The organism is Rouxiella chamberiensis (genome assembly GCF_026967475.1).
In the GTDB taxonomy this organism is placed as follows: Bacteria; Pseudomonadota; Gammaproteobacteria; order Enterobacterales; family Enterobacteriaceae; genus Rouxiella; species Rouxiella chamberiensis.
Window position 1 is genome coordinate 284,044 of record NZ_CP114058.1, and the last position, 19,273, is coordinate 303,316.

15 protein-coding genes and 2 pseudogenes are annotated in these 19,273 nt (G+C 52.8%); 11 read left to right on the forward strand and 6 right to left on the reverse strand.

Annotated elements, in window-relative coordinates:
• Positions 1 to 25: 25 nt before the first annotated feature.
• Both O1V66_RS01340 and mgrA read right to left on the reverse strand, forming a co-directional pair.
• Positions 26 to 538 carry a DUF2502 domain-containing protein gene (locus O1V66_RS01340; protein WP_045047504.1) on the reverse strand — a complete coding sequence of 171 codons (513 nt, stop codon included), beginning with the start codon at positions 536 to 538 and terminating at the stop codon, positions 26 to 28.
• Between the two features lie 293 nt (positions 539 to 831).
• Positions 832 to 1,822, reverse strand: a pseudogene (mgrA, locus tag O1V66_RS01345) (L-glyceraldehyde 3-phosphate reductase).
• Positions 1,823 to 2,147: 325 nt separating this feature from the next.
• On the opposite strand from mgrA, the gene O1V66_RS01350 reads away from it, so the two are divergent.
• Positions 2,148 to 3,815: an alpha-keto acid decarboxylase family protein gene (locus tag O1V66_RS01350; RefSeq protein ID WP_045047502.1), complete on the forward strand. Its 1,668-nt coding sequence runs from the start codon at positions 2,148 to 2,150 to the stop codon at positions 3,813 to 3,815.
• Positions 3,816 to 3,836: 21 nt separating this feature from the next.
• Here O1V66_RS01350 and O1V66_RS01355 read toward each other — a convergent pair whose 3' ends face one another.
• Positions 3,837 to 4,712, reverse strand: coding sequence for a LysR family transcriptional regulator (locus O1V66_RS01355; RefSeq protein WP_045047501.1), 876 nt, complete (start codon positions 4,710 to 4,712; stop codon positions 3,837 to 3,839).
• Positions 4,713 to 4,825: 113 nt separating this feature from the next.
• Between O1V66_RS01355 and O1V66_RS01360 the strand changes: the two genes are divergently transcribed.
• Positions 4,826 to 5,311 (forward strand): multidrug/biocide efflux PACE transporter, encoded by a 486-nt coding sequence (locus tag O1V66_RS01360; protein ID WP_269128036.1) that lies wholly within the window; start codon positions 4,826 to 4,828, stop codon positions 5,309 to 5,311.
• Positions 5,312 to 5,347: 36 nt separating this feature from the next.
• On the forward strand, positions 5,348 to 6,037 hold the full coding sequence (locus O1V66_RS01365) for an aspartate/glutamate racemase family protein (protein ID WP_045047499.1): 690 nt from the start codon (positions 5,348 to 5,350) through the stop codon (positions 6,035 to 6,037).
• Here O1V66_RS01365 and O1V66_RS01370 read toward each other — a convergent pair whose 3' ends face one another.
• On the reverse strand, positions 6,038 to 7,297 hold the full coding sequence (locus tag O1V66_RS01370) for an ion channel protein (RefSeq protein WP_045047498.1): 1,260 nt from the start codon (positions 7,295 to 7,297) through the stop codon (positions 6,038 to 6,040). It abuts the gene before it with no gap.
• A gap of 302 nt (positions 7,298 to 7,599) precedes the next feature.
• Here O1V66_RS01370 and glk point away from each other — a divergent pair, with 302 nt between their 5' ends.
• On the forward strand, positions 7,600 to 8,571 hold the full coding sequence (glk, locus tag O1V66_RS01375; protein ID WP_045047497.1) for a glucokinase: 972 nt from the start codon (positions 7,600 to 7,602) through the stop codon (positions 8,569 to 8,571).
• A 76-nt stretch (positions 8,572 to 8,647) separates the two neighbouring features.
• On the opposite strand, the gene O1V66_RS01380 is transcribed toward glk, so the two are convergent.
• Together O1V66_RS01380 and O1V66_RS01385 are read right to left on the reverse strand one after the other, a co-directional pair.
• On the reverse strand, positions 8,648 to 9,400 hold the full coding sequence (locus O1V66_RS01380) for a LytR/AlgR family response regulator transcription factor (protein WP_045047496.1): 753 nt from the start codon (positions 9,398 to 9,400) through the stop codon (positions 8,648 to 8,650).
• Positions 9,397 to 11,052 carry a LytS/YhcK type 5TM receptor domain-containing protein gene (locus O1V66_RS01385; protein ID WP_414058464.1) on the reverse strand — a complete coding sequence of 552 codons (1,656 nt, stop codon included), beginning with the start codon at positions 11,050 to 11,052 and terminating at the stop codon, positions 9,397 to 9,399. The genes O1V66_RS01380 and O1V66_RS01385 overlap by 4 nt, the downstream gene beginning before the upstream one ends.
• A gap of 209 nt (positions 11,053 to 11,261) precedes the next feature.
• Here O1V66_RS01385 and O1V66_RS01390 point away from each other — a divergent pair, with 209 nt between their 5' ends.
• The 7 genes and pseudogenes from O1V66_RS01390 to O1V66_RS01420 all read left to right on the forward strand — a co-directional run bounded on the left by O1V66_RS01390 (position 11,262) and on the right by O1V66_RS01420 (position 19,261).
• The gene (locus O1V66_RS01390; RefSeq protein WP_045047494.1) at positions 11,262 to 11,819 is read left to right on the forward strand and encodes a GNAT family N-acetyltransferase; all 558 of its coding nucleotides are present in this window, start codon (positions 11,262 to 11,264) and stop codon (positions 11,817 to 11,819) included.
• 131 nt (positions 11,820 to 11,950) lie between these two features.
• Positions 11,951 to 13,203 (forward strand): annotated as a pseudogene (gene alaC / locus O1V66_RS01395) (alanine transaminase).
• Positions 13,204 to 13,433: 230 nt separating this feature from the next.
• Positions 13,434 to 13,958, forward strand: a complete 525-nt coding sequence (locus O1V66_RS01400) for a cytochrome b (RefSeq protein WP_045047492.1) — start codon at positions 13,434 to 13,436, stop codon at positions 13,956 to 13,958.
• A 221-nt stretch (positions 13,959 to 14,179) separates the two neighbouring features.
• On the forward strand, positions 14,180 to 15,043 hold the full coding sequence (locus O1V66_RS01405) for a MurR/RpiR family transcriptional regulator (RefSeq protein ID WP_045047491.1): 864 nt from the start codon (positions 14,180 to 14,182) through the stop codon (positions 15,041 to 15,043).
• A gap of 444 nt (positions 15,044 to 15,487) precedes the next feature.
• Positions 15,488 to 15,988: a signal peptidase II gene (gene lspA / locus O1V66_RS01410; protein ID WP_045047623.1), complete on the forward strand. Its 501-nt coding sequence runs from the start codon at positions 15,488 to 15,490 to the stop codon at positions 15,986 to 15,988.
• A gap of 385 nt (positions 15,989 to 16,373) precedes the next feature.
• Complete coding sequence (iolD, locus tag O1V66_RS01415) at positions 16,374 to 18,314, forward strand: 3D-(3,5/4)-trihydroxycyclohexane-1,2-dione acylhydrolase (decyclizing) (protein ID WP_045047490.1); 1,941 nt, start codon at positions 16,374 to 16,376, stop codon at positions 18,312 to 18,314.
• 62 nt (positions 18,315 to 18,376) lie between these two features.
• Complete coding sequence (locus O1V66_RS01420) at positions 18,377 to 19,261, forward strand: sugar phosphate isomerase/epimerase family protein (RefSeq protein ID WP_045047489.1); 885 nt, start codon at positions 18,377 to 18,379, stop codon at positions 19,259 to 19,261.
• Positions 19,262 to 19,273 lie beyond the last annotated feature (12 nt).

Below are 19,273 nucleotides of genomic sequence, written 5' to 3' on the forward strand. Positions count from 1 at the left end.
ATGGTGACCCGAAGAGTCGAAGCGATTAGTGACGATCGCCGCCGCCAGGTCCGCCCTGAGGAGGACGATGCTCACCGCCGCCGCCATTGCCACGATCACCGCCGCCGTGACCACCGCCATTACCGCGATCGCCTCCGCCGTGATTACCGTTGTCGTGACCGCCGCCGTGACCCCGATCGCCGTGGTCAGGCCCCCCGTGACCAAAGTCCGGGCCAGGACCGCCGTGGAAACGTTCCGGAGGACGTGGACCCTCATTGCGGTGATTGTCCCACCAGCCGCGATCGCGCCAGTGACCGCCATCCCAATAGTAACCGCGGTCATTGCGGTGACCATAATACTCGTTACGGTGCTGCCACCAGTACGGAGAACGCCAGTCGTAGCCGTCCCAGTAATAGCCGCGGTCATCGCGCGAACCAATATTGATAGACAAACCGGGAACGCTAATGCTAATTCCGTCGGCGTGTGCCGGCAGGGTGGCAGGCAACAGGCCGAACAGCAGGGCACCCAAAGCAATCTTCACAACGGGTAAATTCTTCATCTTGTTTCTCCATTCAACCTTATACCGCCTTTTTCATTGCGCACGGGCCAGGCCGTTTTATTGCGTAATGAAATTATCGGAACTGTACGACTTACTCGTCAGATACCGGCATTCATTCATGTGGGTTAACTAACGTTTTCAATAGTGACAGTTATAAGGCCTTGAACGCGGGCGATCTATTGCCCGCAATCCTGTTTTGATTGTTTTACCCAGTTTAACGATTTACTTACAGTGCGTCCCTGACGGGATTGTTAGCAAAGTTTACGCCTCGGAGTCGGCCATCGAGTAAACGCTTACACGAGGATTTTTTCGATCTCGGCCACTTCCTGTTCGCTGAGATGCAGGTTGCTCAACGTATTGACGGCGTCGTCTATCTGACTGACTTTACTCGCCCCAATCAGCACCGAGGTAATGCGGTCGCCGCGAAGTACCCACGCCAGCGCCATCTGCGAGAGTTTTTGTCCGCGTGCCAGCGCAATATCATTCAGTTTGCGGACCTTCGCCAGTTTCTCTTCGGTCAGTTGATCGGGCTTCAGGAACCTGGCTGCCGCTGGCTGCGCGGGAGTCTTCGGGAATACCGGCAAGATAGCGGTCTGTCAACACGCCGCCTGCAAGCGGAGAGAAGGCAATCGAACCAACGCCGTGTTGTTCCAGGGTATCCAGCAGGTCCGCTTCCACCCAGCGTTCAAACATCGAATATTTTGGCTGGTGGATAAGACACGGCGTGCCGAGTTGATTAAGAATGGCAAAGGCTTTTTGTGCCAGTTCCGCCGGATAGTTCGACAGCCCGATATACAGCGCCTTACCCTGACGAACAATCAAATCCAGCGCGGCCATGGTCTCTTCGAGCGGCGTGTCGGGGTCGGGACGGTGATGATAAAAGATATCGACATACTCAAGTCCCATCCGTTTCAGGCTTTGATTGAGGCTCGCAACCAGATATTTTTTGGATCCCCAGTCACCGTAAGGCCCGTCCCACATGGTGTAACCGGCTTTGGAGGAGATGATAAGCTCATCGCGCCACGGCAGCAGATCGTCACGCAGGATCCTGCCGAAATTCTCTTCCGCAGATCCCGGCGGGGGACCGTAGTTGTTCGCCAGATCAAAATGCGTGATCCCGCGATCGAATGCGTGGCGCACCAGCTCACGGCTGGTATCGAAACGGTTGACGTCACCAAAGTTGTGCCACAGACCCAGCGACACGGCGGGAAGCTTCAGGCCACTGCGTCCACAGCGGCGATAAAGCATGGATTCATAGCGGTCGGACTTGGCTTGATAAGGCATAGGGATCCTTGTTCAAAAAGTAACAATGGGTAAAAAGGCGTTTTAGTGTATGCGCTTTCACTCCCATTTTCAGATGTGCCGATCACATCGGCTACACTTTTTTCATCAACGGAAAACTCTTAGGTGGATGAATAGTGTGAAGATTCGATCATATTGGCGTTCACGACGCGTTATTTCAGTGGTCATCTTTGCTTTCTATTCACTGACTGAATATTAAACACTCATATCATTATTTTTACTGGAGGTGTGCTAGAACTATTAACTGACAGAGTCATTAACCGCCAGTTCATTCAGTGGGTGAACGCGTATTTAACAGGGGATCATCATGAGCAATCTTTGTAGCGTAGGTGACTATCTCGTTGAGCGACTTTCTCAGCTGGGGATTGATGAAATGTTCGGCGTGCCGGGCGATTACAATTTGCAGTTCCTGGACAGCGTGATTGCCCATCCACGGCTTAAATGGATTGGCTGTTCAAACGAGCTTAATGCCGCCTATGGCGCAGACGGTTATGGTCGCAGCAAACCGGCGGCTGCCTTGCTGACAACCTTTGGCGTGGGTGAGCTCAGCGCGCTCAACGGCATTGCGGGCAGTTACGCCGAGTATGTGCCGGTCATTCACATTGTCGGCGCGCCCGCGCTGGCTGCCCAGAATAATCATGAACTGCTTCATCACTCCCTCGGCGACGGCGACTTCAACCATTTTGCACGTATGTCGGCGCATCTCAGTGTGGCGCAGGCGCTGTTGACTCGCGAAAACGCCACCGCGGAGATAGACCGTGTGCTGCGCGAAGCCCTGTACGCCCGCCGCCCGGTCTATATTCAGTTGCCCAGCGATGTCGCCTCCTTCAAGGTTGCGCCGCCCACCACTCCTTTACGCCCCAGCCCGCCGCCTGTCGATCCCAAGGCCGTGGAAGCCTTTACCCGTGCGGTTAAAACGCTGCTTGAGCCTGCACGGCGCGTCAGCCTGCTGGCGGATTTTCTGGCCGACCGCTTCGAGGTTCGGCATGCCGTGCAGCAGTGGGTCGATGACGTGCCCCTGCCGCACGCTACGTTACTGTTAGGTAAAGGCTTGCTGAACGAGCAGCATCCGCTGTTTTGCGGCACCTATTCAGGACTGGCCAGCAGCGAGCGACTGATTCGCGTGATTGAGGATGCCGATGCCATCATCACCCTTGGCGTCTGCTTCTCGGATACGGTGACCAGTGGTTTTACCCAGAATATTGCCGCTGAAAAGCGCATCGATTTGCAGCCGTTCTCGGCGCAGGTGGGAGAGGCGCGTTTTGATCAGGTGCCGTTCCACGTCAGTATCGAGATTCTGCATCGTCTTACCGCCGAACTCGCGCCTTTCTGGCAGTCTCCGGCGCTGCCCGACAAACGTCTTGCCGACCCCACCGAAGCGGGACTGGGCCAGCAGGCATTCTGGCAGCAGATGCAGGCGTTTCTCCAGCCGGGCGACATTCTGGTGGCCGAGCAGGGCACAGCCTGTTTCGGCGCAGCGCAGCTCACCTTGCCGGTCGGCTGTGATTTTATCGCGCAACCTCTGTGGGGGTCGATAGGCTTTACGCTGCCCGCCGCGTTTGGCGCGCAGATTGCCAATCCGACGCGGCGCGTCGTGCTGATTATTGGCGATGGATCGGCGCAACTGACCGTACAGGCGCTGGGCGCGGCGATTCGCTATAACCTCAATACAGTGGTATTTATCCTCAACAATGAGGGTTATACCGTCGAACGGGCAATACATGGGGCGGATCAGCGCTACAACGATATTGCACAATGGCAGTGGACCTTGCTGGCGCAGGCCTTTGGGGCGACGCAACCCACGATTGTCGAAAGGGTGACGGAAGTCGGGCAGTTGCAGCAGGTCATGGCAAAAATCAGCGCAACGCCGCAGCTTGGCTGGGTGGAAGTCGTGCTGCCTAAAATGGATGTGCCGCCGTTATTGAGCGCCGTCACCCGCGCGCTTGAGGAACATAACACTTCCCGTGATGAGTAGGGCGCTGCGCCTTGAGGTCAATCAGCCTTTCAGGCGCAGCGGATCAAGCAGGCTGTCGATAAACCAGCGTCCGGCGGGGCCGGGCTGATTGCTCTTGCACCACACCGCGTCGATGGAAATCAGTTTCGGCCAGCCCGGCAGAGATAATTCCAGCAGTTTATGATGCCCGAACTGCGCCACCAGCCAGCGCGGCAGAATCGACCAGCCGAAGCCCTGTTCCGCCATTTCCAGCAGCATAAGATAGCTCGGCGCAGACCAGGTTTGCCCCTGCGCCTGCGGTTTTTCCTTGCGGCCATAGGTTTGCAGGCACAGCTGGCGATAGGTCGAGAGGTCTTCACGCCGCAGATTCTGCACCTGAGCCAGCGGATGCTTTTTGGCAACGAACAGCGCCATCTCCGTCTGGTCGGGCAGCCGCGCATAGCCGATATCCGGCGGATAATTCTCCTGAACCTCCAGCATGCCGATGTGCGCACGCCCCGTTTGCAGCAAATCAATCACGTCGTGATCTTCTGCTATCAGACACTCGAATTCGATATCGGGATAAAGCTGTTCGAAGCGGCCCAGCATGGTTTCGTAGTGGGTCGGCTGATAGGTGTCCGACAGCACAAAAGTCAGTCTCGGCTCGGTTTGTGTGGACAGGCGCACGGCCAGTTCGTCAAGTTGCTCGCTGGCGGCAAGAATGGCCTGCACATGCGTAAGCACCCGCTGTCCTTCGGGCGTCAGGCGCGGCTGCTTGCCCTCGCGGTTAAACAGCACTATGCCTAGATCTATTTCCAGATTGGCGACTGCCGTGCTGATCGTCGACTGACTTTTATGCAGCTTGCGCGCCGCCGCCGAAAAAGATCCGCTGGCAGCGGTTTCCACAAATGCGACCAGCGCTTCGGGTGAATAACGCATGGAAATCCTTTTAATCAGTTAGCATTAATCCATCTATTTTATCGATGGTAACTATCTTTTTACTATCTCTAATATAGATGAAAATATGCCTCTACGGACAAGGACGGGTCCCGATGTTTCACAAAAAGGTAGAGGCTAAACACCATGTCATTCAAAAACGCCCCGGCAAAGGCGAAAAAAGTTTGTCCGAACGTATTTTCCACGCTGTAGGCTATGAAGTCATTGCGCTGCTTATCTGTGCCCCGACCGCAGCGTGGGCGATGAACAAACCCATTTTTGATATGGGCGTGCTGGCCATTTTGTTATCGGCGACGGCTATGGTCTGGAACGTGGTTTATAACAGCCTCTTCGATTACTTCTGGCCTGTTAACAAGATTAAACGCACCGTGCCTATTCGTATCGGCCATGCGTTGGGTTTTGAAGGCGGATTTATTCTGTTCGGCCTGCCGATTGCCGCCGGGTGGTTGCAGATTGGCCTGTTCGAGGCCTTTATGCTTGAGCTGGGCTTTTTCCTGTTCTTCCTGCCCTATACGCTCATCTACAACTGGCTTTACGATACTCTGCGTCAACGCTGGTTCAGTTCGGCTATGATGCATTGATAGCGAGTGAACCGATGGCGAAGAGGAAGATTAACGATGAAAACCCTGGGCCTGATTGGCGGAATGAGCTGGGAGTCCACCATTCCCTACTATCGAATCATTAACGAGCAGGTGAAACAGGCGCTCGGCGGCCTGCATTCGGCTAAAATGATTCTCTACAGTGTCGATTTCTACGAGATAGAAAAGCTGCAGGCGCAGGGCTACTGGGATCAGGCGGGAGCCCTTCTTGGCGGGGCGGCGCTGGCGCTGAAAAAAGCGGGGGCCGAAGTGATAGTGGTCTGTACCAACACGATGCATAAGGTGGCTGGGGCCATCGAGCAGATTGGCGGCCTGCCGTTGCTGCATATTGCCGATGCCACCGCGTCGCGCGTTCTCGGGCAAAATCTGCGGCGTGTGGGGTTGCTGGGTACGCGTTTTACGATGGAGCAGGATTTTTATCGCGGTCGATTACTGGCGCAGGGCATCGAAGTGCTGACGCCAAACGAGGCCGACCGCGCCGTGGTGCATCGCATCATTTATGAAGAGCTGTGTCTCGGTAAAATCCTGCCCGCCTCGCGCGGTGATTATCAGCGGATTATTCGCCAACTGGAAGAGCAGGGCGCCGAGGGCATCATTCTGGGCTGCACCGAGATTACCTTGCTGGTCGGCGCGCAGGACGCCCGCGTACCGGTGTTTGATACCACCGCCATTCACGCACAGGCGGCGGCCAGCTATAGCCTGATGTAATTAATCGCTGTCGTCATCGGCAGATTTGTCGCGTCGGGAGACCAGCAGCAGCGGTTTCCCGGTCAGCACTACCCAGGCCGGCAGCATCACGATGCACAGCACCGGCAGCAAATTGAGATCCGGAACCACCGCCAGCGCCAGAAACAGGCTAAGCCAGCCGTCTCGCGTGACCACAAGCACCATGCCCATCACTGCGCAGGACACCGTCACCGCCGCAGGTACCGAATCGACATGATTGTGCAGCAAAATCCCGAGCGATACGCCAACAAACACCGCAGGAAAAATCCGTCCGCCCCGAAAGCCGCAGGCTGCTGCCACGACCAGTGCCGCCAGTTTGCTTAGGGTGATGGCCAGCAGTTTACCGAGCGACAGATTGTCGCTGGTGGCCGCCAGCAGTTTCATCTCGTCATAGCCCCGAAACAGCGTAATCTGTCCGCCGGTCAACGCCAGTAAGCCGAGTACAAAACCGCCCAGACCCAGCATCAGCATGGGATAGCGAATGGCGTGGAAAAAGCGGTGTAAATGCGGGAAACACCATACCGCCAGCATGCCTACAGCTATCGCCATGACGGTGACTATCGCGCCGCTGAACACATCGACAAGGTGCGTGCTGGTATAGGCGGCCAGATTGAGGGTGAAGTTCGGCTCGTCGAAAAGACTGCTGGTCATTGCCCCCGCTCCGGCCGCCAGCAGCGGAGGAAACAGCCGGTCCCAGAGCGAAATATCCTTGCCGGTGTTCAGGGTCTGCGAAAAGATAAGCGCCGCCGCCACGGGCGCACCAAACAGCGCGCCGAGCGTACCTGCCGCAGTAAGAATGACCCAGTCGGTCGACTGAACGCGCGGAAACAGCTGCGCGCCGAGGGTGACGGCAAGCGCAATATTAATGGCAATAATCGGATTTTCAGGCCCGAGACTGACGCCGCCCGCCAGGCCGAGTATCAGTGCCAGCAGCAGTCCCGGCACCGCATTGAGCGGCAGCGGCATGCCAATCAGGGACTCAGTGGCGGGATCAGGACCCGCATGGCCCGGCAGATAGCGGATGACCGCGCCTACGCCCACGCCGGTCAATGTGAGCATAAACAGCATCCAGCCCGCAGAGTGCGTGTTAATGTTTAAAACGTCGGGTATATTGAACCACAACACATTTTGCAAGGCGTGGGCGACACGTAGGACGGCGACCAAAACAATACTGGACGCAGAGCCGATCACCAATGCCGGGACCCCGAAGGTCAGCATGGTTTTTGCGCGAGGATGCAACATGCAGGAATTCCCTTATTATACTGCTCTGTCCAGTGTAGAGAAGATTGCCGACTTTTTGTTTTGTTACCGAGTTATTTTGCGCTATGCCGCTGCTTATATCATCAATAGGTTAAATCGGCGTTGCAGCATAGGTCAATTACCGCTATTTTGCCCTCACTGATCTGTAAGCATAAACCTAAGCACTTATAGTCCTGCTGGCCAAGATTTTCCAGCCCTGAAAGGGGCATGTCAGAGAAGGCTGATTGACATCACTGAATGCGTGCCGAAGCAGGGCAAGCAATTTAATTTTTGCGGAGATAAAAATGACCAAGTACTCCCTGGTGGGCGATGTCGGAGGCACAAACTGCCGTCTGGCACTTTGCGATCTCGACAGTGGCGAGATTTCTCAGGCCCAGACCTTTTCCGGCCTGGATTACGACAGTCTCGAAGCGGCAGTTCGTCACTATCTGGAGTTGCAGCATCACGAGGAAGTCGTAGATGCCTGCATAGCCATCGCCTGTCCTATTGTGGGCGACTGGGTCGCGATGACCAACCACACCTGGGCGTTCTCGATTGCCGAGATGAAGAAAAACCTGGGTCTGGAGCATCTTGAAGTCATTAACGATTTCACCGCGGTGTCCATGGCGATCCCGATGCTGAAAGAAGCCGATCTGCTACAGTTTGGCGGCAAGAAGCCGGTCGACGGCAAACCGGCGGTGATTTACGGCGCGGGAACCGGTCTTGGCGTGGCGCACATCATCCACGTCGCCAACCGCTGGTTGAGCCTGCCGGGCGAAGGCGGACACGTCGATTTCGCGCCGAACAGCGAAGAAGAAGACATCATTCTCGAGCAGTTGCGTACCGAAATGGGGCACGTTTCCGCCGAGCGTATTCTTTCGGGTCCGGGGCTGGTCAATCTTTATCGCGCAATCGTCAAGTCCGACAACCGCGAGCCGGAAAACTATGCACCGAAAGACGTGACCAAACTGGCGCTGGAAGACAACCTCGACTGCCGTCGTGCGCTGTCGCTGTTCTGCGTCATCATGGGGCGTTTCGGGGGCAATCTGGCTCTGACAATGGGCACCTTCGGCGGCGTTTACATCGCCGGTGGCATCGTGCCGCGCTTCCTGGACTTCTTCAAGGCTTCCGGTTTCCGTGCCGCCTTCGAGGACAAGGGGCGTTTCAAAGATTATCTGATTGATATTCCTGTTTATCTCATCACGCACGACCAGCCGGGTCTGTTGGGGGCGGGGGCGTATCTGCGCCAGTCCATCGGCATCACTCTGGTTATCTAGCGTCAAAATCGATAAACATAATTAAGCCTCCTCAGGACCGGTTCCTGAGGAGGCTTAGTTTTTTGTCCGCGTAAAATTACAACCCCATCAGCTGGCGGAAGGCCTTGACCTTGCTGCGGCTCACCGGCACTTCAAAATCCAGATCGCTTAACCGCAAAATATAGGTGTTGTTGAACCACGGCACGATTTCGCGAATCTTCGACAGATTGACGCAATAGGAGCGATGACAGCGGAAGAAATGTTCTTCGGGCAGGCGCAGACATAGCTCGGAAATGTTCATCGGCATGGTGAATTCTTCGCGGCGGGTATACACCTGCGTGACCTTTTCCTGCGCGGCGGCATAATAAATATCGTTGATATCGGTGACAATAATCCGCTCGTCCTTGATGAGATTGATGCTGTGACTTACGCGATGGCTGCCCGTGGCCGCCGGGGTATCGGCCTGTTTCTCGCGCTTTTGCTTGTCCCATTCAAAATGCGACTCGAGCTTTTGCAGCATCGTGACTATTCGCGACTCGTGATAGGGCTTGAGGATGTAGTCGAAAGCTTCGATTTCAAAGGCTTCTGCGGCGTGCTCTTTGTAGGCGGTGATGAAAATGATGTACGGCTTGTGGGCAAACTTGCTGATATTCTGCGCCAGCAGCACGCCGTCGAGCGAAGGGATGTTAATATCCAGAAAAATGGCGTCAACCTGATGAGTTTGCAGGTATTTAAGCACCTCAAGGCCGTCATCGAACTTCCCGACAAGATCAATCGCACTGTGGGTGTTAATCAGATAGCCAAGCTCTTCCTGAGCCAGAAATTCATCCTCGACGATTATTGCTCTCAACGGCTTTTTTCCCGATCAATCATAAATGAAATTTCTGTGCCCGGTTCCAGTCTGCGGATCTGCAAACCTTGTCCATAAAGCAGGGTCACGCGGTGGTGAACATTGAGCAGGCCGATTTTATTGCCCGGCATCTCGTTTTTTGCCACGCGGTCGATAACCGATTGCAGAATACCTTGTCCGGTATCTTTTACGGAGACGTTAATATTATTGCCGACATGTTTGACGGCAATCACCACCACGCCCTTGCCGCTACAGGGTTGAATGCCGTGAACAATGGCATTTTCTACCAGCGGCTGAATCAGCAGGCTTGGGATTGACACGGAAACATCTTCGTCGATGTCGTAAATTACCGTCAATTTGCTGCCAAATCGCGCCTGTTCGATGGCGATATAGTCCTGCACCTGATGCAGTTCCTTGCGCAGGTCGATAAGCTCGTCGTTTAGCTCCAGATTGTAACGCAGGTAACGCGACAGGTTAATAATAAGCTGCCGCGAGGTATCTGGATTGATGCGAATCGACGAAGAGATAGCGTTGAGCGCATTAAACAGAAAGTGCGGGTTAATCTTGCTCTGCAAGGCGCGCATTTCGGCCTTGTTGGCCATTTCACGCAGCTGCTCGGCGCGTGAGACTTCCATTTGCGTCGAAATTATCTGCGACAACCCGACCGCCATGACTTTCAGCGAATAGGTAATACGGTGCGCATGACAATAGTAAATTTTCAACGAGCCGGTGATCACGCCTTTTTCCCACAGCGGAATGATCATTTGCGAGTGAATTTGCGGTGTGCGGTCCATTTCATCGTTGTTTTTGATGGTTATACGGCCGCTGCTGATCACTTCCTTGGTGTTGTCGCTGATGATTTCATGGCCGATATTGTACTGATCCGCGCCTGTTCCCACATAGGCGAGGATGTTTTTGGTATCGGTAATCGCTACGGCATCGGCGTTGATGTCTTCACGGATAATATTGCATACCGTCGCCATCGATTCGGCATTGATATTGCGAAAGTAGGGCAGCGTCTTGTTGGCAATATCCAGCGCCAGCCGGGCCTGACGGGCGGCAATAGCCTCTTTCTCGTCGGCCACGCTTTGTACTAGCAGCACGATCGGGCCTATCGAAATCGCGCCGAGGATAAGGGGCGCAGAAATCGTCAGCACGATATCCAGACCCAGCGCAAAAGGCCGTGAAAGCAATAAAATCAGCAGCATGGTCAAAGATTCGCACAGCATCCCCGCCGCAATGCCGACCCGCCAGTGATACTCTTTTTTCACTTTGAGATTGATATAACCCGAAAGAAAACCGGCGATGATGCTGGTGATAAGACACGGGATCGAGGTGACACCATGAATATCAATCAAAAACCGGTGACTGCCCGAGATAATGCCGGTAATGATGCCGACCCACGGACCAAACAGAATACCGCCCGACACGATAGCTATCGTGCGCACATTGATAAGCGAGCCTTCGACATTGATGCCGGAAAGGGTGCCGAAGATGGCAAAGAGAGAAAAAATCGCGGTGACGGCGGTCGGTTCCAGCGGCGTATGGGCATCGTTTTCCTTTTGCAGCAACCGGCGAAAAAGACGGGTACGGGTCAGGAAAAACAGGCAAATCAGCATTAACGCGGCGCGATCAAATACCGCCAGCGTCATATCGAAAACGTTTTGCACAGCAAATTCTCGGTGGGATGCAAAGCATCGCGCTCATTGGAATGGCATGATTATAGGGAAATGTGCCTGCAGGAGCCATAAAACGCGTAAGCCATCAAAAATAGCGTATTTTGAAAGCGCGAACCATTTCAAAAAGCGCCGGTTTATGGCGTACTTGGTCGATTGTTATGCAGATAAAACAGGGAGCGGGCATGATTGTTCTGACAACGCCGCGGCTGACCATGCGGCCGCTTAAACGCGAAGACTGGCCATTGTTTCTTTCGCTGAACGAAAATCCCGGCGTGATGAAATTTATTGGAGATATCGACACGCCCGCGCAGATTCGCCACCGTTTCGATCAACGATTGGGACATTGGACGAAATATTCCGACTTCTGGCTGTGTCTGGTTATCCGTGAACTGGAAACGGACGCGCCCGTCGGCCTGACCGGCTTTTTTCCCGACTGGCGACCCTATCAGCAGGCCGAAGTCGGTTTTATGCTGCTGCCCGAACATCAGGGTAAGGGCTACGGCCAGGAATCGCTGCGTGAAGTGGTCAACTATGCTTTCCGCGTCTGCGGCTTTCACCGCTTGCAGGCCAATGTTATTGAAGGCAATTATCCTTCACGCCGTATGCTTGAACGCTGCGGATTCCAGCTAGAGGGACTTCTGCGGGAAAGTTATCGTCTGCGCGGCGAGTGGCATAATGACTGGTTGCTAGGTCTGTTGCGTGACGATATCGCGCTTGCGCCCGAGCCGTTGAAAAAATAGTCGCTTGATCTCTCGACAGCGTTTGCACACTGCGATATGTTGAATTATCGGTCTACGTTCACCGCCACAAGCGGCAAATGCAGACCAGCGTCGCTCGGATGGTCCGGGCGCTTACGTTCATCGAGGTTACTATGTCCGATTCAAGCCAACCGCGCCGTTTTACGCGTATCGATCGTCTTCCCCTTACGTATTCAACATCACTTCCGAATTGAAAATGGCTGCGCGACGTCGCGGCGAAGACATTATCGATTTCAGTATGGGGAATCCTGACGGTCCCACACCGCCGCACATCGTCGAAAAACTCGTTACCGTTGCCCAGCGCGAAGATACCCACGGATATTCAACCTCCAAGGGCATTCCGCGTCTGCGCCGTGCGATTTCCCGCTGGTATGCCGACCGTTATCAGGTAGATATAGACCCTGAAAGCGAAGCCATTGTGACCATTGGTTCGAAAGAGGGATTGGCTCACCTGATGCTGGCGACACTGGATCACGGCGATACCGTACTGGTGCCCAACCCAAGTTATCCCATTCATATTTATGGCGCCGTGATTGCCGGTGCACAGGTGCGCTCCGTGCCGCTGGTCGAAGGGGTAGACTTCTTCGGCGAGCTTGAACGCGCGATAAAAGAGAGTATTCCGCGTCCCAAGATGATGATTCTTGGTTTCCCGTCGAACCCTACGGCACAGTGCGTGGAGCTGGACTTCTTCGAGCGGGTTGTCGCGTTGGCGAAACAGTATAACGTGATGGTTATCCATGACTTAGCTTATGCGGATATTGTTTTTGATGGCTGGAAAGCACCCTCTATCATGCAGGTGCCAGGTGCGAAAGATATCGCTGTCGAGTTCTTTACGCTTTCGAAAAGCTACAACATGGCGGGCTGGCGTATTGGCTTTATGGTCGGTAATCAGGAGCTGGTCAGTGCCTTGGCACGTATCAAAAGCTATCACGATTACGGCACTTTTACGCCGCTTCAGGTTGCCGCGATTGCTGCGCTGGAAGGCGATCAACAGTGTGTGAAAGATATTGCCGAGCAATATCGCCAGCGTCGTAATGTATTGGTGCGCGGGTTGCACGAAGCGGGATGGATGGTCGAAAATCCGAAAGCCACACTGTATGTTTGGGCTAAAATTCCTGACGCCTATGCTCATTTAGGTTCGCTGGAATTCGCCAAAAAACTGCTCGCGGATGCCAAAGTCTGCGTCTCTCCGGGCGTGGGTTTCGGTGATTACGGCGATACCCACGTCCGCTTTGCGCTCATCGAAAATCAGGACCGCATCCGTCAGGCGGTGCGCGGCATCAAAGCCATGTTCCGCGCCGACGGACTTATCGCGCCCAGGAAGGGCAGCGCCGAGAACCGCCGAGCCGAAATCGGTGAGCGATAAAGTGTAATTCCTCACACACGTTGCTTTTCGAAAACACCAAACAGCAAACCGGGCCTCAAATGCCCGGTTTTTCTTTATTTGCATTTGAAAAGGAAAGGGCCCGCCGTTTTTCAGGAAAAGTAAATAACCGCATTAAATGCCCGACTTTCATAAAAACCCCTTAATTTGGCGCTATTATTTTTAAACGTATTGACGTAGTTTGTAACACATTGCGTAATTAGGGAAAATGCATGAAAAATCGTTATTCGTCGCTGCAAATCAGCCTTCACTGGCTGACCTTGTTAATGATTATTCTTACCTATTCAGTCATGTTGGGGCGCGGCTACTTTCCGGACGAATACCGACTGATTGTGCGACAACTGCATTACAACTTCGGCATAAGCGTGTGGGTGCTGGTTTTCATCCGCATTTTGCTGCGCCATCGTTTTCGTTCGCCCCCTATCACGCCGCCGCTGCCCACCTGGCAGGCGCATATAGCAACGCTCACGCACTGGCTGCTTTATCTGCTTTTTCTGGCGTTGCCGACGCTGGGTTTTCTGACCGTATTGTTCGCCGGACGGCAGATTTTCCTGCTTGGCTGGGAGATCCCGCAGTTTGTGACGCCGCGTCCTGAATGGCGACCGGTGCTGCGTGACACGCACGAACTGGTCGCGACGCTGGGTTATTATCTGGTCGGATTGCATGGTCTGGCAGCGCTGTTCCATCACTATTTCATGAAAGACGATACGCTCAAGCGCATGATGCCCGGAAAATAACACAGATTTTCGTTTGAAAATTGCGGCTTAACTGATTGTAAAACATGGACTGTTTTACAATTATCTGATGCGGATCCTGTTTGTTGCTCGTTGAAAGGCGTAAACTGGTTTCTCTGTAACGGGGGGACTTGGTAAGATAAGCCCATGAAAGTTATGAATATGGCGCAGAGAGGGAGTCCCTTGCTGCCACAATAGTTTGACTTAAGGTATTGATAATCAATATGGCTACTCCTTCACAACTCGCGCAGCTGCAAGATCAAATCCGTACCAGCTATGATTCCCTGAGCAAAAGGTTAAAGCAGGTTGCCCGTTATATTCTGGACAACGGCAACACGATCCCCTTTGAAACCATTGCCTCGATTGCAGAGAAAGCCAACGTTCCGCCGTCGACACTTATTCGTTTCGCCAACAATTATGGTTTTGATGGTTTTAACGAAATGAAGCAGGTATTTCGTCAGCATCTGATGGAAGGCACGGTGAATTACACCGAACGCGCCAGCCTGTCGCGCCAGACCGCCAGTGAAGAGAGCGGCGCGCCCGAAACGCCTGCTGAAATTCTGAAAGTCTTCAGTATGGTCAACGAACAGGCGCTGCAACAGCTCAGCGGCCAGATCAAAGCCGAAGATTTGGAACGTGCGGTGAAACTGCTTGATGAAGCAGAAAATATCTATGTGATTGGATTTCGTCGCTCATTCAGCATCGCGGCCTATCTGACCTATGCGTTTCGCCATCTTGAGCGCCGCACGTTTCTGATTGATGGCCTCGGCGGCATGTTCAACGAACAGCTTAATATGGTGCAGCCAACCGACGTGGTGATTTCTATCAGTAATTCACCGTATGCGCAGGAAGTGGTTGATTTAGTGTCGATGGGTGCGGCGCAGGGAGCCAAGCAGATTGCCATTACCGACAGTCTTGTCAGCCCGTTGACGGCTTTCAGTGACGTCTGCTTTATTGTACGTGAAGCACAGGTTGATGGCTTCCGTTCGCAAATCGCTTCCATGTGCCTGGCGCAAACGCTAATGATGTCACTTGCGCTAAATAGCGTGGGCAAAATCGACTCGGCCATTGGCAAGTCGCCACGATAAAACCGCTAACCGCGTACAGAAACAGGGTGAAACCCTTTACGACATCCTTGTCGTAAACGGCCATAGGCTTTCGAAATTCTCGTTCAACGGTGTAACCTCGATTCGGGCAGTAAGCGCTGCCTTTGCCGAGACGATGAACGAAAACGTTGCGTTAGCCTTGTTTCACTCTCCACGCCCTCCGTGCAACGTCCGAATCGAGCTTCTTCATGGGAAGTTCATCCGTTCGTCGAAATCAATATAAATATTCGAAATTAAAATTTCAAATAAAATATTTTTGAAATTATAATTTTTATGATGCAGCGCACATCTTCTGTTTTGGAATGAACGACAGGCTGCAATGAAAATTGCCGCAACCTTTTGCGAGGGCGCTGACGGGGTAGAGATCTGGATGATGTCCTCAAGGCTGGCTATACTGCGTTTTCTCTTTACTCCGAGCTCATGAATATGAAATTCAGTAAACGTCTAAGCCTGATAACTCTTGTTTTTGCCCTGTGTGTTGGCATTGATCAACTCACCAAAGCCTTCGCCAAGGCGACGCTGTCCATGGATTATGTGCGTGAATATCTGGGCGGTAGCGTCAGGCTGTTACTTACCCATAATACGGGCACCTTTCTGGGCCTTGGCGGCACGCTGCCTGCCAACCTGCGCTATGTGCTGATGATTGTCGGTATCGGCACCTTCCTGCTGGCACTGCTGATTTACACGCTGACCAATAAGCGCGCCAATGCCGCAACCCTTATTTCATTGACCATGATTTTTGCGGGCGGTGTGAGCAATCTGCTGGACCGCATTGTCTATGGGGGTTACGTGGTCGATTTCATGAATATCAGCGCAGGCATGCTGCGTACCGGCGTGTTCAACGTGGCCGATATTGTCTTGCTGGCAGGTGCCTTTATTCTGCTGCTGACGGGTTTCAAAGCCAAACCTCAGGCTGTAAAAAGTTAAATTATTGTTTTTTCATGTATTTCTGCCCTCTTCAAGCTCAGGGAGGGCGCTGTAACCTCAATCGTTATACATTTATAATTTTCATTTTAATTATAAATGAAAATTACCATCCGTTTTAACCTTCCAAATAAACTCGATGTGAAAATACAATAAACCATTAAAAATCAATGTATAAAGGATTTTACTCGAGTTTCGCATCCCATTGAACACGCTTTTTTATCTGCTGTATTTCGATATCTTTGTTTTGTTTTTATGATGATTGTCTCAAAATGAAAAATTGGTTCGGTTTTTTCATTTCACTGCGCAATAAAATCTTTATAATCTTTTCATATCATTTTTGATGCAAACATCACCACGGTATCGGCGTTAACCGCAAGGAATGAAGATGAAAAAGATCAGATTAACAATGGCACAGGCCTTGGTCCGCTTTCTGGATCAGCAATATGTCAGCGTAGACGGCGAAGAGATTAAATTTGTCACCGGTATTTTTGCCATCTTTGGTCACGGTAACGTACTGGGACTGGGTCAGGCGCTGGAACAAGACAGCGGACAGCTCATCGTTCATCAGGGCCGAAACGAGCAGGGCATGGCCCACGCCGCAACCGGATATGCAAAACAGAAGCTGCGCCATCAGATTTATGCCTGCACCTCTTCCGTCGGGCCGGGTGCCGCCAACATGTTGACCGCAGCAGCGACCGCAACGGCGAACCGCATCCCTCTTTTACTGCTGCCAGGCGATGTGTTTGCCTCGCGTCAGCCGGATCCCGTGTTGCAGCAAATTGAACAGAGTCATGATCTTAGTATCAGCACCAATGACGCATTTCGTACCGTTTCCAAATATTGGGACCGCATCGTGCGCCCCGAGCAGCTGATGACCGCCTGTATCAGCGCCATGCGCGTGTTGACCGACCCGGCTGAAACCGGCGCGGTGACTTTGTCTCTGCCGCAGGATGTACAGGGTGAAGCTTATGATTATCCTGAATATTTCTTCCAGAAACGTGTACACCGAATTGACCGTCAGCCTATTACCGAAGGTGCGCTGGCTGATGCCATTACCCTTATAAAGAGCAAGCGCAAACCTCTGATCGTCTGCGGCGGCGGTGCGAAATATTCGCAAGCGGGTCAGGCGTTGCAGAAACTGGCAGAAACCTACGGCATTCCTTTTGCAGAAACGCAGGCAGGTAAAGGCACCCTGACATCCGAACATGCCTTTAATCTGGGCGGTATCGGTGAAACCGGTACGCTTGCCGCCAATACACTGGCAAAAGAGGCGGACCTGATCATTGGTGTCGGAACGCGCTATACGGATTTCACCAGCTCCTCGAAATGGATTTTCCAGAATCCAGACGTTTCATTCATAAACATCAACGTGAACCGTTTCGATGCCTTCAAGCTGGACGCCGTACAGGTCGTTGCCGATGCCCGCGTCGGTCTAGACGCGCTGGATAAAGCTCTGCAAGGCAGTGATTACCATGCGGCGTGGGGGCATCAGATAGCCGACGTGCGCGAAGAGCTCATTGCTGAAACGAAACGTGTTTATCAAGTGGACTACAGCGGTGAAGATTTCATACCGGAAATTGACGATCATCTGGATCGCAAAGCGGTGTACGCCGAGTTTGAAACCATTACCGGATCTTTGCTGACGCAAAGCCGTGTGCTGGGAACACTGAACAGCACCTTAGACAAAGAAGCCGTCATCGTCGCGGCTGCCGGAAGCCTGCCGGGCGACCTGCAACGCATCTGGCGCACTACGGATACCAACGGTTATCACGTTGAATACGGCTATTCCTGCATGGGGTATGAAGTCAACGCGGCGCTGGGCGTGAAAATGGCCGAGCCGGAACGTGAAGTCTATGCGCTGGTGGGCGACGGTTCCTTTATGATGCTGCACTCAGAGCTTGTCACCTCGATTCAAGAACACTGCAAAATCAACGTGATCCTACTGGATAACATGACCAACGGCTGCATCAATAATTTGCAGATGGAACATGGCATGGACAGCTTTAACACCGAGTTCCGTTTCCGCGCCGATTCCACCTCCAAACTCGACGGCGGCTTTGTGCCGGTAAACTTCGCCAAAATTGCCGAAGGCTATGGCTGCAAAACCTACTCTGTGACCACGCTCGAACAGTTGCATGCGGCGCTGGCCGATGCCAAAAAACAGAAAGTTTCTACACTTATCGATATCAAAGTGCTGCCAAAAACCATGATCCACAAGTATTTCAGCTGGTGGCGCGTTGGCGGTGCCATGGTTTCAGAAAGCAAGGCTGTCGATAAAGTGGCCGACATGCTACGCGAAAATATTGGCAAGGCGCGTGAGTATTAATCTCATTTGCCCGCAACCTGACATATACCAAGCACGTTTTAGAATGTGGATCGGAGCCGGACATGAAAATTGCATTTGATGTAGACGTAATCAGGGACAGAAGTATTACCGAAATGGTGCGCCAGGTTTCGGAATGGGGCTATAAATATATTGAACAGTCGCCTCATCCGCGCATCAATCCTTTCTATAAACATCCCAAAGCCGGACTGGATGTGATGAATGAATACAAACGCGCATTGACCCAGTATGGCGTCGAAATTTCATCCTTTATCGTGGTGTATCGCTGGTCTGGTCCGGATAATGACCGCCGCATCGCAGCCGTGCGTAACTGGAAACGCATGATCGAGATTGCAGTCGACATGGGAGTTGAAGTCATCAATACCGAACTTTCGGGTGATCCTAATCAACCGGAAATCTGTGAAGAACGCTGGTATCAGTCGATGGAAGAGCTGCTGCCTATTATCGAGCGTGAAGGTATCCGCGTTGAAATTCAATCACATCCGTGGGATTTCTGCGAAGAAAACAATGAAACGGCCGATATGGTGAAATCGCTGCGCAGCGATAACGTCAAATATCTGTACAGCGTGCCTCATACGTTTTTCTATGACAAAGGCAAGGGCGACGTAGCGACAATGCTGGATTACGCCGGTGACGATCTTTCTCACGTATTGATAGCCGATACCATGAACCATACCAAACATTGCCGCTATATTGTCAATCCGCCGGGTGTGGACGCCGTTGTTCACCAGCATGTCGGTATTGGTGAAGGAGAAATCAATTTCGATGCGTTATTCGAAACCCTGCGTAAAATGAACTTTGCCAATCGCAACTTTAAAGTAGGTGGCGAATCCATTATCGCCACGTCGCTGTTTGGTTATCCTGAAAAGATGCCGCTTCAGGCTGTGGCGACCCGCGAGCGTATTGAGCGTGAGCTGCTAAACCGCTAGATTTTCATAAAC